This is a genomic window from Vibrio sp. 11986-1-5, from assembly GCF_963878025.1.
Lineage (GTDB): Bacteria > Pseudomonadota > Gammaproteobacteria > Enterobacterales > Vibrionaceae > Vibrio > Vibrio injensis.
Genome location: NZ_CAWNVW010000022.1, coordinates 327,938 through 342,346 on the forward strand (window position 1 = coordinate 327,938; position 14,409 = coordinate 342,346).

At 43.0% G+C, this 14,409-nt stretch carries 12 protein-coding genes and 1 riboswitch; of the genes, 7 read left to right on the plus strand and 5 right to left on the minus strand.

Annotated features, from left to right (window positions below):
- Positions 1 to 65: 65 nt before the first annotated feature.
- The 3 genes from AACS00_RS07360 (at position 66) to rsmF (ending at position 5,450) form a co-directional block, all read left to right on the plus strand.
- Positions 66 to 1,325 carry a paraquat-inducible protein A gene (locus AACS00_RS07360; RefSeq protein ID WP_110166965.1) on the plus strand — a complete coding sequence of 420 codons (1,260 nt, stop codon included), beginning with the start codon at positions 66 to 68 and terminating at the stop codon, positions 1,323 to 1,325.
- Positions 1,318 to 3,957 (plus strand): PqiB family protein, encoded by a 2,640-nt coding sequence (locus tag AACS00_RS07365; RefSeq protein ID WP_181397495.1) that lies wholly within the window; start codon positions 1,318 to 1,320, stop codon positions 3,955 to 3,957. The genes AACS00_RS07360 and AACS00_RS07365 overlap by 8 nt, the downstream gene beginning before the upstream one ends.
- A 68-nt stretch (positions 3,958 to 4,025) precedes the next feature.
- On the plus strand, positions 4,026 to 5,450 hold the full coding sequence (gene rsmF / locus AACS00_RS07370) for a 16S rRNA (cytosine(1407)-C(5))-methyltransferase RsmF (protein WP_110166966.1): 1,425 nt from the start codon (positions 4,026 to 4,028) through the stop codon (positions 5,448 to 5,450).
- Positions 5,451 to 5,692: 242 nt separating this feature from the next.
- Here rsmF and AACS00_RS07375 read toward each other — a convergent pair whose 3' ends face one another.
- On the minus strand, positions 5,693 to 6,526 hold the full coding sequence (locus AACS00_RS07375; protein WP_004395302.1) for a CvfB family protein: 834 nt from the start codon (positions 6,524 to 6,526) through the stop codon (positions 5,693 to 5,695).
- Between the two features lie 102 nt (positions 6,527 to 6,628).
- Here AACS00_RS07375 and AACS00_RS07380 point away from each other — a divergent pair, with 102 nt between their 5' ends.
- Positions 6,629 to 7,978 (plus strand): hypothetical protein, encoded by a 1,350-nt coding sequence (locus tag AACS00_RS07380; protein ID WP_110166967.1) that lies wholly within the window; start codon positions 6,629 to 6,631, stop codon positions 7,976 to 7,978.
- A gap of 21 nt (positions 7,979 to 7,999) precedes the next feature.
- On the opposite strand, the gene AACS00_RS07385 is transcribed toward AACS00_RS07380, so the two are convergent.
- Complete coding sequence (locus AACS00_RS07385; RefSeq protein ID WP_110166968.1) at positions 8,000 to 8,482, minus strand: DUF4442 domain-containing protein; 483 nt, start codon at positions 8,480 to 8,482, stop codon at positions 8,000 to 8,002.
- Positions 8,483 to 8,617: 135 nt separating this feature from the next.
- Positions 8,618 to 9,508: a putative PEP-binding protein gene (locus AACS00_RS07390; protein ID WP_110166969.1), complete on the minus strand. Its 891-nt coding sequence runs from the start codon at positions 9,506 to 9,508 to the stop codon at positions 8,618 to 8,620.
- 206 nt (positions 9,509 to 9,714) lie between these two features.
- On the opposite strand from AACS00_RS07390, the gene AACS00_RS07395 reads away from it, so the two are divergent.
- Positions 9,715 to 10,773, plus strand: a complete 1,059-nt coding sequence (locus tag AACS00_RS07395; protein ID WP_110166970.1) for a 3-deoxy-7-phosphoheptulonate synthase — start codon at positions 9,715 to 9,717, stop codon at positions 10,771 to 10,773.
- Between the two features lie 17 nt (positions 10,774 to 10,790).
- Positions 10,791 to 11,273, plus strand: a complete 483-nt coding sequence (locus tag AACS00_RS07400) for a YajQ family cyclic di-GMP-binding protein (RefSeq protein ID WP_072669087.1) — start codon at positions 10,791 to 10,793, stop codon at positions 11,271 to 11,273.
- A gap of 60 nt (positions 11,274 to 11,333) precedes the next feature.
- On the opposite strand, the gene AACS00_RS07405 is transcribed toward AACS00_RS07400, so the two are convergent.
- Both AACS00_RS07405 and AACS00_RS07410 read right to left on the minus strand, forming a co-directional pair.
- The gene (locus AACS00_RS07405) at positions 11,334 to 12,065 is read right to left on the minus strand and encodes a chromosome partitioning protein ParA (protein WP_110166971.1); all 732 of its coding nucleotides are present in this window, start codon (positions 12,063 to 12,065) and stop codon (positions 11,334 to 11,336) included.
- Positions 12,066 to 12,084: 19 nt separating this feature from the next.
- Positions 12,085 to 12,243, minus strand: a complete 159-nt coding sequence (locus AACS00_RS07410; RefSeq protein ID WP_167363644.1) for a hypothetical protein — start codon at positions 12,241 to 12,243, stop codon at positions 12,085 to 12,087.
- A gap of 439 nt (positions 12,244 to 12,682) precedes the next feature.
- Positions 12,683 to 12,787: riboswitch (glycine riboswitch) on the plus strand.
- 186 nt (positions 12,788 to 12,973) lie between these two features.
- On the opposite strand from AACS00_RS07410, the gene AACS00_RS07415 reads away from it, so the two are divergent.
- Positions 12,974 to 14,347 (plus strand): alanine/glycine:cation symporter family protein, encoded by a 1,374-nt coding sequence (locus AACS00_RS07415; protein ID WP_110166972.1) that lies wholly within the window; start codon positions 12,974 to 12,976, stop codon positions 14,345 to 14,347.
- Positions 14,348 to 14,409: the final 62 nt, after the last annotated feature.

A 14,409-nucleotide genomic window follows, 5' to 3' on the forward strand; every position in this document is an offset into this window, starting at 1 on the left:
TTTGGCTTATGATACTCCCCGCCACTTACTCGGTGACAACGTCACCGAGTGTCGAGTAATGGCTGATGACTAGTACGCCGCTCTCTCAACATTCGTCGAGCACCAGTAACCTTCGTCTGTGTCAGGGGTGCGAGCTACCGGTGGATATTGTTGATGTGCCTCGTGGTAAAAGCGCCTACTGCCCTCGCTGTGGAACCCAACTTTATCGAGGTGGCAGCCCTTCATTATCGGGTAATTTAGCGATTGCCGTCACCTGCTTACTGTTGTTTTTTCCTGCTCACGCCTTTGACTTTTTAACTATCCGTTTGATCGGCGTAATGATCCCAGCATCGTTATCTGGGGGGATCATCGCTCTAGCGAATGAAGGATACGTGATTCTGGCTCTACTGGTGTTTTTTTGCAGCTCCCTAGCCCCATTTCTGGTCTTTGCCTCCATCGTTACCGCCCATATTGCGCTACGTTATCACTGGTTTCTTGGTTTACGCTATTCGGTCTGGATCATGCAGCAGTTAAAAGCATGGGCAATGATTGATGTCTTTTTGGTCAGCGTTGCAGTTTCAAGCTTTAAATTAAGCGATTACGCGGATATTTTTATGGGTCCTGCGCTGTTTAGTTTGGTGCTCTTGCAAATTTTCACTGTTTTATTACTCAGCCGAATTAGCATTCGCCGCTATTGGGAAGCGTGGAAACCCGAGCAAGATTACCCTGCTCAAACGGATAAACAAGTTCATTGCCATCATTGCCACTTATCGCAACACGAAAACGCCCGTTGTATTCGCTGCCATCACCCACTTTATCATCGAAAACCACGTTCTATCGAACGGACTTGGGCCTATGTTATCGCCGCGAGTATCGCCATCATTCCCGCCAATCTGCTACCGATCTCCATATTAATCACCAATGGGCAACGTCTTGAAGATACTATCTTATCGGGTGTTGCTTCGCTGATGAATTCAGGAATGTATGGCATTGCCGCGATCATCTTTGTAGCCAGTATTGTCGTTCCTGTGATTAAAATTTTAGGTCTTATCTATTTATTGTTGGCGATTCAATATCGACGCAGCCGTTATCATCGTCAGCGAATGAGCATTTTCTATGCGATAAAATGGGTAGGAAAATGGTCTGTTCTCGACTTATTTGTGATTGCCATTATGTTGACCTTGGTCGATCGAGGGCAGTTACTTAATTTTATCCCTGGTGATGGCGCTCTAGCCTTTGGTTTTGTGGTCGTCTTAACCATGTTAGCGGCCGAAAGCCTTGATCCCCGTCTATTGTGGGACAATTATCAGCAAGAGACAAAACACAGCGAGTCTTGTAATGAATAAACCACCAATGACCCAAGCGTCTTATTCTCCGCAAATCAAATCCAATAAAGGGATTTCCCCATTGTGGATATTACCGATCCTCACTTTATTGCTCGCGGGTTGGCTGGTCGGTAAAGCGATACATGATGCCGGTGAACGTATCCAAATTCATTTTTCTGATGCACAGGGGCTCGTCGCAGGCAGAACCACCATTCGTTATCAGGGTTTAGAAGTCGGTATGGTGCGGGAAATAAAACTTGCTCCCGAATTAGACAGTATCTATGTCGAAGCAGATATCTATCCCGAAGCAACTCAATTGCTTTCTGATACTACTCGATTTTGGTTAGTGAAACCTACCGCAAGTTTGTCTGGTGTTTCAGGATTGGATGCTTTGGTCTCTGGTAATTATATCGCCTTACATCCAGGTGGCCCTGGGCAAGAAAATCATCCTCAGATATACCACGCTCTAGAGCGTGCCCCATCCGATTTAGTCTCCAATGGTGGACTACAGATCACTTTGCGGGCCAACGATCTTGGCGGAATTTCTATTGGCTCGCCCATTGTTTATAAAAAAATTCCGATTGGTGAAGTATTTAGTTATCAACTTGCCAAAGATGCACAATCCATCGTGTTACAAGTCTCAATTGAATCTGAATATCGCCATTTGATCACCAAAGAAAGTCGCTTTTGGAATGTGAGTGGCATTGGCACCTCATTAGGCTTTGATGGTATCGATGTTCGTTTAGAAAGTTTGAGTGCCCTAATTGGCGGAGCGATTGCTGTTGATTCCCCCGATGGCGGTGAACCCGCAGCTCAATTCAGCGAGTTTCGTCTCTACAGAGATCTCAAAACGGCCGGACGCGGGATCCCTATCACGATTACACTGCCTGATGACAGTGGGATTAACGCTTCGGGAGCGCCCATTATGTACCGTGGATTGGAGATAGGACAGATCACCCATCTACAACTGAATGAGGATAAGACACAAATTATTGCTCATGCTGCGATTCAACCGTCATTAAATGAACTACTCACAACAGGCAGCCAGTTCATTTTACAAGAAGCAAAAGTTTCACTATCTGGCTTAGAAAATTTATCAAACTTAATCAAAGGTAATTACCTTACTTTACAACCGGGTGAAGGTGAACGTACTCGACAATTTACAGCGCTAAGAAAAATTGAGTATCAACAATCTCAATCACATACTTTCTCCATTACCCTTACCGCTGAACATGCTTATGGTTTGACATCAGGGGCTGAGATTTTGTATCGCGGAGTACGAATTGGCATCATCAAAGATGTTCAACTCAGCGCGGATCAAGTCGAGTTTCATGCCGTTATTGAACAACAATACCAATCATTAATTCGTTCCAAAAACCGTTTTTATGTTGATGGATCAATGCGTGCCGAGCTTGGCCGCGCCGGCATTAATCTCTCACTTCCCCCCGTCAAACAACTCCTGAGTGGTACTATCAGTTTTATTAGTGAAGGTGAAAACACCGTACTTGAACGCTATTCTCTGTATGCTAACCCATCATTAGCAGAACTGGCGGCGTATCAGCAATCCGGCTCTCGCGCCTTGCGCCTCCATGCAGAAACCCTGCCTCCGGTACAAATTGGCAGCCCACTGTTATTTCGTCATCTCCCCGTTGGTCATGTCACTCAATTTAAGTTACAAAAAGAAGGCGTCGAGGTTGAAGTTAATATTGATAACCAGTACCAACATTTAATTAATGATCAAACCGTATTTTGGAACCATTCAGGTATTGAAGTGAATGCCTCTTTAAGCGATGGGCTTCGTATTCAAGCAGCTCCGCTACAAACGCTACTTCAAGGTGGCATTGCTTTTGATACTTTGCCGGGAGTAGAAAACAAGCTCGACGGACATTGGAAGCTTTATTCGAGTTACCAACAAGCACAACAATTTGGGGAAGCCATCACATTACTGGCAGAAAATAGCGACGGTATCGTCAAAGGTACTCCAATCAAATATCAGGGAGTACAAGTCGGTGAAGTGATCGCTGTTGTACCAAGTTTTAGCCAAGCACAAGTCACCTTTTCTGCTCGCATTCAGCCCGAATACGCTCCTTTTATTACTCGCGCAACGAGCGTATTTTGGGTGGCTAAAGCTAATGTGAGCTTACAAGGTATTACTAATTTAGAAAATCTAGTCTCACCGAGTATCGAAGTCTATCCTGGGCAAGGCGCTGCGCAGCATACTTTTCACCTTGCTACCCAACCTTACTCGCCAAGTGGTGTTAGGTTCACTCTACAAACGGAATATCGCGGATCGATTAATATTGGCACCCCGATTTTTTATCGTGATATAGAAGTAGGGCGAGTGATTGACATCCAATTGGGTGCGTTTGCAGATCGAGTTATCTCGACCATCGATATTGATCCCAACTATGCTTACTTAGTCCGTCGCAATAGCCTATTTTGGAATACCTCAGGCGTTGATGTTTCGATAGGACTGACGGGAGCAAACATCAAATCAGGCACCCTAGAAAGTATGGTTCGCGGTGGAATTACTTTTGCAACGCCAGAACAAAAACAGCTTGCTCCTCCTGCTCAAGCTGGCCAATCTTTTTATCTTCACGCCAAACCACAAGAAGAATGGAAACGCTGGCGAACAGCGATACCTAGACCTTGAGATAAACTTCAAGTCTGGTCGCGATGTGTATATAATCGCGGCCAGAATCCGCTTATCGAGACACTGTTTTGCATTCCACCGTTACGCTACCCGAAGAGTTCCTCTCTACCATTGCTGAAATATTGCCCTCAACACTCAACCTGAACGATTTTATCGCCGCCTGCCAACGGCCACTCAGAAAAAGTATTCGTGTTAATACGTTAAAAATATCTGTGGTTGATTTTCAAACCCGAGCGGCAGGAAAGGGATGGCACCTAGAACCTATCCCTTGGTGCGAGAGTGGATTTTGGATTACTGCAGATGAAGAACAGGTTCCGCTTGGCAATACCGCAGAACATATGGCGGGCCTATTTTACATCCAAGAAGCCAGTTCAATGATGCCCGTCTCTGCCCTATTTATGCAATCTGGCACGCCTTTTGAGTATGTATTAGACATGGCAGCAGCGCCGGGATCCAAGACAACACAAATCGCAGCGTTAATGGATAATCAAGGCGTATTGGTAGCAAATGAATATTCGGCAAGTCGAGTGAAAATTTTACACGCCAATATTGAACGTTGTGGTATTCGTAATAGCGCTCTGACTAATTTCGATGGCCAAATCTTTGGTGGTTGGTTACCTGAGCAATTTGATGCAATCTTGCTTGATGCTCCCTGTTCTGGTGAAGGCACTGTACGCAAAGATCCTGATGCGATGAAAAACTGGAGCAAAGCTTCGGTAATGAGTATCGCGCAAACCCAGAAGTCGTTAATTGAAAGTGCTTTTCAAGCGCTCAAAGTTGGCGGCGTGTTGGTCTATTCAACCTGCACATTAAGCCGTGAAGAGAACCAAGACGTCTGCTGGCATTTGAAACAGACTTATGGTGACGCGGTCACATTCACTCGTCTCGATCAACTTTTCCAGAGTGCTGAACAGGCCATTACTGAAGAAGGTTTTTTGCATATTTTCCCACAAGTTTATGACTGTGAAGGATTTTTCGTCGCTAAAATCACCAAATTAGCGTCAGTGGAAACGCCTGCTGTAAAAAAACGCTTGGGTAAATTCCCATTTGTTAAAGTTAGCCCTGCACAACGCCTTGAGATTGAGCAACAATTATATCATGCACTGAACATTCGTTTACCAGAAGACAGCCACGTGTGGTCACGTGATGGTGACATCTGGCTCTTTCCCTCGGCTTTAGAATCGCTACTCGGCGAGCTGCGTTTTTCTCGAATGGGGATAAAAATTGCTGAGCAACATAAACGGGGCTATCGCTGGCAACATCAAGTCGCTACAACATTGGCAACCGGACAAGAATCGCAATCCGTTGAATTAGATAAAGATCAAGCTCGTGATTGGTTTATGGGACGTGATGTTCGACCAGAAGAGACGACAGGTCAAGGTGAAGTGATCGTTTGTTATCAAGGCGATGTGATTGGTCTAGGGAAATGGGTCGGTAATCGGATCAAAAATGGCTTACCACGAGATTTAGTGCGCGATAAAAATCTGTTTTAAAGCCAATGAACATTCCACACTGATGATATTAATAGAAGGATTTAAAAGCATTGCTGCGCGTTAAGGAATGATAAGTATCAAACAGTGGGCACTGGTCTATACTTTATCAATATCCCCACATAATAGCCAAACCAAGGGGATAGCCGTAAATCGCGCTTAACTCCCCTTCTGGCGCGTTTCCCAAGGCCCAAAACCTAACGCTGTTTTGGGCCATTTTTTTGGTCAACAATACTCAATCTAGCTTAAACGAGACGAATACCGTCTTTTTCAATCACAATCTTTCCTTGCTTAAATAAACCACCGATGGTTTTTTTAAACGTACCCTTGCTGGTCCGGAAAGTGGCAAAAATCTCTTCTGGAGTCGATTTATCGCTAAGCGGTAAAAAGCCTTGTTTTTTCTCTAACATGGATAAAATTTTGCTACTTAACTCATCCATTTTTTCCACACCGACTTTTTGAAGAGCCAGATCGATTTTGCCATCAGGACGAATACTTTTGATATAACCTTTGATTTTTTTACCGATAAACAGTTTTCCAAACACATCCGATGGGAAAATCATCCCCCAATGCGCTCCATTAATGATTGCTTTAAAGCCCAGCTCTGAACGCTCAGCAATAATCAAATCAACAGGCTGGTTAACCTTATAATGCGCTGGTGTTTTATCTAACCATTTATTAAATTTAGTGGTACCCACAATACGGCCAGACGCTTTATCGGTATAAACATAAACTAAAATCGTCTGTCCTTCGTTAAAGCGCGCACGTTGCTCACTGTAGGGGATCAGTAAGTCTTTATCTTTAATGCCCCAATCAACAAATGCTCCGGTATTATTCACACCGACGACTTTCATTAATCCCCACTCTCCGACTTGAGCGATAGGTGTCTCTGTTGTCGCGGCTAATTGATTCTCTGAATCAAAGAACAGAAACACATCAATAAATTGCCCTAGCTCTACGCCTTGTGGTGCATAACGTTTAGGTAATAGAGTGGTACCGAACTCTCCCGCATCTAAAAAAACACCAAAATCAGTGATTTTTACGACTTCTAAGCTATTAATTTGGCCAATGTTAATCATGTAGAATTGTCTCACAGCAAATTTGCAGAGATTATACGTGATCTCTGCTATCCTTTCTCGCAATTGTATCGATAAAATTCAGCAATTTTTCAGGAGCTTTCGTTGATCACGGTAGATAAATATGACGCTGTCACGTTGAGGATTGCCACTCAAATGTCAGGCAGTAAAAAACTCGATTTGGATGTTTATCTTTTTATTCCTGGGGAATTAGGGCTTAGCCCAGAAATCATTTCAGAGTCGGAGTTCTTTTATAGCTCCATTCATCAAAAGCGCTCCTATTACAGTGATAAAATTCTGCTGCCACTTGTCCATAGCCGATTAGCACAACGCGGCCGACTCTCATCAACTCAATATCGGGTAAGTTTGAGTTTATTTGCTTATCAATATGTTATCGCCTTAGATAGAGCCGTTAATCAGCTTAATGCAACCAGTGACACCGTCACCGCAGATGAGGTTGATACGGTTATCGAGTTATCGCTCGATATTCTAAAACGATTACGTAGAACCATTCCTTACGATGAGAACCTTAAACGTTACTACGCCAATATTGATAACTATCTTTCTTGGTATACCGAGCAAAAATTTCTGTCGATAGTCGCTCACCTTACTCGTGATAATGACTATAAAACCATTAAAGAACGCCTCATCACCTTAGTTGAAAAAGAGCAGGCTCATCGGGCCTTAAATCATTACAACTCCGAAAAAGCTGGCACAGATGTAACCCGCCTGAGTAATAAGATGCGTTTATTACGGCGTCTTATTGAACATCCGATCATTCTTAATGAAAAAGTGACCTCTCTGGGCAATAACGTCAAACGGATGGTTAAAGGGGTCGTCACAGGCTTAATCATGGTCGTGGTAACACTTACTGCCATTGTCGCTCGTGACTATCTAGGGGAGATTACCGCCTCCTTTATCATTGCGATGTCGTTCATTTATGCCTTGCGTGAGATATTTAAAGATGATTTACGCAATATACTGTGGCGCTGGATCCGTAAAGGCAAGCCCAAATGGCGGCGACGTTATTTTGATCCAACGACAGGAACTCAGGTTGGGCAAAAAGATGAATGGCTAGATTACCAATCGTTATCTGAGTTACCGGAAAAAATTCAAGCCATTCGTAAGAAACGGATTGTCCATCGTGAAGAACAAATTCTTCACTATCGCTCGGAAGTCGATATGTCAACATCACGCTTTATGAGCGGTTATGAAGAAACCCGTGAAGCGATGATGATCGATTTACGTCCGTTAACACGCTTAATTGATAAAAGCTCGACTCGTATTTATCAACTCAGCAATGGTCAAGTCAGTCGGGAAGCGGTCGAGAAACGCCACTTGATTAACTTAATTGTAAAAGAAAAAGACCATCGGCAAGCCGCCCGTTATTATCGTTGGAAAATCGTGATTAACCGGAGCAAAATTGTCGACATTGAAGCAATTGAGTTAGATTAAGTCACACTCTCTTTACGCTGATTATTTTGATTTCACCGCTTTAACAGACAACGTTAACCAAAACTCTGCCATTGGCTCATTACCATGCTGTGATGGGCAAGTGGCGACGATTTTGACCTCTCGGTTTACGCGTTGACCAGTCGCCATGGTTTCATCCAACATGGCATCAATCGCAGCGCCATCGACGCAATGAAAGTGGACATCCCCTTCCGGTCTTTTTAAAAATTCTGCTTTGACGGCTTTAAATGCTAAAGAAATAACTTCTCCACGCTGCTGAGCTTTGTGCATGGCCATAAAGCCACCAGCTACATCCGCACCTACGGCAAGTACGCCAAAATACATGCTATTTAGATGATTTTTATTCCTTCTTTTCAGCGGAATACGGACTTCAACCGCTTGATCATTTAACAGCAGAATTTTAGGTCGACAATACCAAATAAGGGGTACCTTAAAAATACCGAAATAATTAAGATAGAAATTGGCTTTGGTTAAAGCAGAAAACATAATTAGACTTCCCTGTGATCTCATCAGACCAGTTCACTCGATAGCCAAGAAAATGTCAACGGAATGTTACAAAAAATCAGAAGCCAAGTCATTTTTACTTGGTTTCTGATTAGCTTAATGTCTTAAAGAGAAAACTCAGTAATAATAAACCGAATCTGGCTGAGCGACTTCAGATAAAAAACGCTGAATCTTCTTCGATACATTCTGTTCGCTCACTAATATACTCAGCGGTTTCTGCGTTTGATGGGCTACTTTAACGGCCATTTCGGCTAACTGAAACACGGCGTCATTGTCGCTGGGTTGATAGCGTTCAACAAGAGTATCGGCACTATTATCAACCGCTAAGGTAAATTGGGCAAGGGAGTCCCAATCCAATAGCATCCCATCAAAATAAGCCAGTAAACGTTCTGCCAATAGTGCAGCGGAAGGCACTTGGCAAACGAATGATACCTTTAACCCATGTAAACCACGCGGTAAACCTTGTTCGGCGAGGCTATCAATAATTGCGGCGGCGTCACTCAACGAGCGAACAAAAGGCACGACGATTTCAATAGGATGCCCTTTACTGATCAACCTTTTGATCACGTTGCACTCCAACTCAAATGCATCAGCGTATTCAATGGCCGTTAATCGAGCGACACCTCGAACTCCAAGCGCCGGATTTGATTCAACCGCGACTTTTTCTCCGCCCAGTAAAGTACGGCTTTGTGCACTATCAGCACTACTTAAACAAATACGAACGCTTTGGTGATGTGGCTGAATACCTTGTTCAATTCGCTCCACTAACGTATCAACAAAATGCTCAGCAATCGTTTGATCATTTAATAATGCCTGTAAAGAACTTTTCTCTAGCTCGGATAACTGATCTTGATCCGTGACCAAACCAGGATAATAAAAAATGCTATCTGCGATCAGCTCCGAAATGGCAACAAACAAGGTTGAACTCAAGGTTTGTTGAGACCATTGAGGTAAGGTATTACCTTGCTCAAACGGCTTATTTACTGAAGAAGGTGATACAACACTCATAACGGCTCCATCTGTTGTTGATTACTGTAGGACGAAAATACCGAGTTCATTGACCAAACACAAGGGCAAAAATCAATATTAATTCATAAAAAGAGAATAAAAAGTCACCTTTACAGTTTTCATCATCCACATTTCTGCTAAGTGGTTTATTCTCTGGGTTAAATTCGTTATCTTTAGCGCTTCGCAATAAAAAAATAGGCAATATGATGCCATTAAAAACTGATGAATTAAGAACTCAAGCCCTTGGCCCAATGCCAACGCCGGCTGAATTAAGCCTTGCGCATCCGGTTACCGATGAGGTTGCCGAGCGCATTGCTCACTCACGTCAACAAATTGAACAAATCCTATCAGGTCAAGATGATCGTTTATTGGTGATAGTCGGCCCCTGCTCTGTGCATGATACCCATGCAGCACTAGAATACGCACGTCGATTAAGCGCAATACAACAACAGTATAGTGAACAACTGTTCATTGTCATGCGTACCTATTTTGAAAAACCACGCACCGTGGTTGGCTGGAAAGGTTTGATCACCGATCCTAATTTAGATGGCTCCTACGCGTTGGAAGCGGGCTTAAACAAAGCACGTCAATTATTACTCGATATCAATAAACTCGGATTGGCAACCGCGACCGAATTTCTCGATATGATCACGGGGCAATATATCGCCGACCTTATTAGTTGGGGAGCAATTGGAGCGCGCACAACAGAATCGCAAATTCACCGAGAAATGGCCTCCGCTCTTTCCTGCCCTGTTGGTTTTAAAAATGGCACTAATGGTAACGTCAAAATTGCTATTGATGCGATTCGCGCAGCTCACGCCTCACACTATTTCTATTCGCCCGATAAAAATGGGCGCATGACCGTCTATCGCACCAGCGGTAATCCATATGGACACGTCATTTTACGTGGTGGTGAAAGTGGTCCTAACTTTGACATCGATTCAATTAATAGCGCCTGTGCTCAGTTGGCTGAATTTAATTTACCTGAACGATTAGTGGTTGATTTTAGCCATGCTAATTGTCAAAAACAGCATCGTAAGCAGCTTGAGGTTGCTGAAGAAATTTGTCGTCAAATTGAATCCGGTAGCCATAAGGTAGCGGGTATTATGGCTGAAAGTTTTCTTATCGAAGGCAATCAGTCCATGTGTGATTTGACTAATTTAACTTATGGTCAGTCGATTACTGATCCTTGTTTAAGCTGGGATGATACGGCAACCATGATTACTCGCCTGGCTCAAGCAATAACCACTCGACGTGCTCAATAAGATAAGGAATTTTCATTATGCCTTCTTTTGATATTGTTTCAGAAGTTGATACTGTAGAACTACGTAATGCGGTAGATAACTCTAATCGTGAACTCGCCACGCGTTTTGATTTTCGTAATGTCGACGCCAGTTTCGAACTTAAAGACGAAACAGTGAAATTGGCCGCTGAAGATGATTTTCAACTTAATCAAATGTTGGATATCCTGCGCGGCAATTTAGCCAAACGCGGTGTTGATGCACGATCTATGGAGCTAAAAGACTCTGTTCATTCAGGTAAAAACTGGTACAAGGATGTTGTATTTAAACAAGGGATCGAATCATTACTGGCCAAGAAAGTGGTCAAGATGATCAAAGACGCTAAGCTCAAGGTACAAGCCTCTATTCAAGGCGATAAAATTCGAGTCAGCGGTAAAAAACGCGATGATTTACAAACGGTGATCGCCTTTTTAAAAGACAGTAACCTAGAACAACCTTTCCAGTATAATAACTTTCGTGAATAACTAAAAATCCAGCCTCTATCAATCTAGAGGCTGGATTTTTCGGTCTTTGACCGCATGATGCTACAAACCTATTTCAGCCGATAATGATTTGATTTCTTGTAAATCCAGTTGATGAACTCGCAGCATTTGTTCCACTTGACTTAATCTTGAACTCGCTGCATCTTGCCTATCACAAGCATCGGATTTTGCATCCCAAGATTGGCCTTTTAAATAAACATCACACTCTTTTTTCAAGATGTGCAAGGCTTCCTGCAACTGCTTTTGCTCTTTTTGTAGTTGTTCAACTTCTTGCTTAATCTTTAGCTCTTTTTGAAATAACTCTCGTGAACGCTCAAAAAGTATCGATTGCATATCAGCCTGACGATGTAAACGTGCATTTTGCTCATCAGCACTTTGCAATGCATGGTTTTGCTTTACTAATTGCTGATCCAACGATAAGTTAACTTTTTCTAACTCTGCTATTTGTTTTTCTAATTGATCTAGCTGCTCTTGATATTGGCTTTTTTGCTGATCAAGATGCTCTTGTAATTTAGCTTGCCACTCTTGCTCTTGTTGCTCTGTTTGTTGAGCGCTTTGTTCTTTTAATGCGTTAGCATTGTCTTGTAATGCTTGTACATTGACCTGCAAACCAGCATAAGCCGACTGCCATTTAGTCTCCGTCACTGACGAACCGACTAATCCCCCTAATGCTAACCCTAGTGCTGCCGCTAACCCGATATAAAGATAACTGCGTTTGTCACGCTGTTCGATGACGACAACATCTTGATCCTCATCTGCTTTTTTTTGATTCACATTGACTCCCAATTTAGCATCAGCGAATTAATTCAGTAACCACAAGCGAAGCGGTATAAAGAGCAAAAGCCGATAATAAAACAATCACCACCCACTTTTGAAGCTTCTCATTAGTTCCATAGCGGATTAAAAGAAAAGCAAGAACAATCAATACCCCAATAAAAATTAATCTGGTCATAGTATGCTCCGGTTTTTATTTTGCCTACTTCAATAATATGCGGTAAGACAAGTGTAGCTCTCAAGCCAGTTGCTGCTTGCTATTTTATACCATTTATCAGCCTAAATGGGTCAAAGAAAAATGAATTAACCTGCTGTTATGTCAATAATTTAATTCGATCCACATTGGCGGCGGCGCTTTTTCGAACAACGCGACCTTTTTGCTCTTAATCACCTTATCAATCCCAAATCATTTACCATTAAATTTGTAGATGACATCACACTTTATTTTGGTTAGTATCGCCAAGCAAATTATTGTAACACTAGATAATTGTTCCGTTGAAGACAGCAGGAGAGTGGTTATTAACTAAACTACAACACTTAGTTAACTATACCCGCCGAAGAAGTAAATCTTTCAGGTGCTTTATTCTTTTTTGAAGATAAAAGCGAGGACTGTTGTTGGAGGAACCTCTGGAGAGAACCGTTCAATCGGTCGCCGAAGGAGCAAGCTGTGCTGGATACATCAGTACAGTGAAACTCTCAGGCAAAAGGACAGAGGAGTGAAAGGTTTTATGATTCTAAGCCTCATGGCTTTGCTCATTTTGCATTAATACAATGCTGAACATGGCGGTTACCACGGGTATCGTGACATGGTTTTCTTGTGCGTTGCTTTTTCGCTGTGAGTTTGACTGAATATATTTATTCAGCCCCCTTTCCTCTTCTCCTTATGTTGACACTATTAAGGGGAAATAATGACCAATCTACAAACACTGCTACAAACTATTGACCACTTTATTTGGGGCCCACCACTGCTTATCCTCCTTGTGGGAACCGGAATCTATTTTACGTTTCGCCTAGGCTTACTTCAGTTTCGCTACTTACCCTCTGCTATCAAAATGGTGTTCAGTAAAGAGCCCGATGAAAAACAAGGTGATGTATCCAGCTTTGCTGCACTATGTACAGCACTTTCTGCCACCATAGGTACTGGTAATATTGTTGGCGTCGCAACCGCAATCAAATTAGGGGGGCCTGGTGCACTCTTTTGGATGTGGTTAGCGGCTTTGTTTGGTATGGCGACCAAATACGCAGAATGTCTACTCGCCGTTAAATACCGTAAAGTCGATGATAAAGGACAGATGGTTGGCGGACCGATGTATTATCTGCGTGATGGGGTTGGTTCAAACACGTTAGCGATTTTATTTGCGGTTTTTGCGCTTGGTGTCGCCTGTTTTGGGATCGGTACTTTCCCACAAGTTAATGCCATTTTAGACGCGACTCAAATTTCTTTTGGCGTGCCACGAGAGATGTCCGCTGTTGTACTGACCATCCTTGTTGCTTTCGTCACTGTCGGTGGTATCCAATCTATCGCTAAGGTCGCAGGTAAAGTCGTACCTATCATGGCGCTTTTTTATGTTGTTGCGTGTTTAAGTGTCATCATCAGTAATGGTGACAAACTACTAGAAGCGATTCAACTGGTGCTGGTTTCCGCCTTTACGCCAACCGCAGCGAGCGGCGGATTTTTAGGCGCCAGCATTATGTTGGCAATTCAGTCGGGTATTGCACGTGGTGTATTTTCCAACGAATCCGGCTTAGGCAGTGCGCCAATGGCGGCAGCGGCAGCAAAAACAGACTCTTGTGTTAAACAGGGTCTGATTTCAATGACTGGCACCGTCTTTGATACGATCATCATTTGTACCATGACGGGTCTAGCCTTGATTTTAACTGGTGCATGGCAAAGCGATTTTGCGGGCGCAGCGATGACAACGCATGCCTTTGCCACGGGGCTTAATGCCCAGACGCTTGGACCATTACTGGTTTCTGTTGGATTGATCTTTTTCGCTTTTACAACGATTTTAGGTTGGAATTATTATGGTGAGCGCTGCGTAGTCTTCTTATGGGGAACCAAGGCTGTGCTGCCTTATAAAGTGATTTTTATCGGATTAATTGCTTCCGGTGCTTTTCTTCATCTCGATCTGATCTGGATTATTGCTGATATTGTTAACGGCTTGATGGCAATTCCTAACCTGATAGGCTTAATTGCCTTACGTCATGTCGTTATAAAAGAGACTAAGCTTTATTTTGAAGCGCAGCTACCAGAGTTAAAAACCATTAAAGCCAAAGCCTAGTTTATTCTTTTTACTGCTACGATTAACTTTAACAATAAAAAACAAAGGGCTTGAGATATTCT

Coding starts and splice junctions, on each gene's coding strand:
- AACS00_RS07360 (WP_110166965.1), top strand. CDS start 66: ATGACTAGTACGCCGCTCTCTCAACATTCGTCGAGCACCAGTAACCTT.
- AACS00_RS07415 (WP_110166972.1), top strand. CDS start 12,974: ATGACCAATCTACAAACACTGCTACAAACTATTGACCACTTTATTTGG.
- AACS00_RS07395 (WP_110166970.1), top strand. CDS start 9,715: ATGCCATTAAAAACTGATGAATTAAGAACTCAAGCCCTTGGCCCAATG.
- AACS00_RS07410 (WP_167363644.1), bottom strand. CDS start 12,243: ATGACCAGATTAATTTTTATTGGGGTATTGATTGTTCTTGCTTTTCTT.
- AACS00_RS07385 (WP_110166968.1), bottom strand. CDS start 8,482: ATGTTTTCTGCTTTAACCAAAGCCAATTTCTATCTTAATTATTTCGGT.
- AACS00_RS07400 (WP_072669087.1), top strand. CDS start 10,791: ATGCCTTCTTTTGATATTGTTTCAGAAGTTGATACTGTAGAACTACGT.
- AACS00_RS07375 (WP_004395302.1), bottom strand. CDS start 6,526: ATGATTAACATTGGCCAAATTAATAGCTTAGAAGTCGTAAAAATCACT.
- AACS00_RS07365 (WP_181397495.1), top strand. CDS start 1,318: ATGAATAAACCACCAATGACCCAAGCGTCTTATTCTCCGCAAATCAAA.
- AACS00_RS07390 (WP_110166969.1), bottom strand. CDS start 9,508: ATGAGTGTTGTATCACCTTCTTCAGTAAATAAGCCGTTTGAGCAAGGT.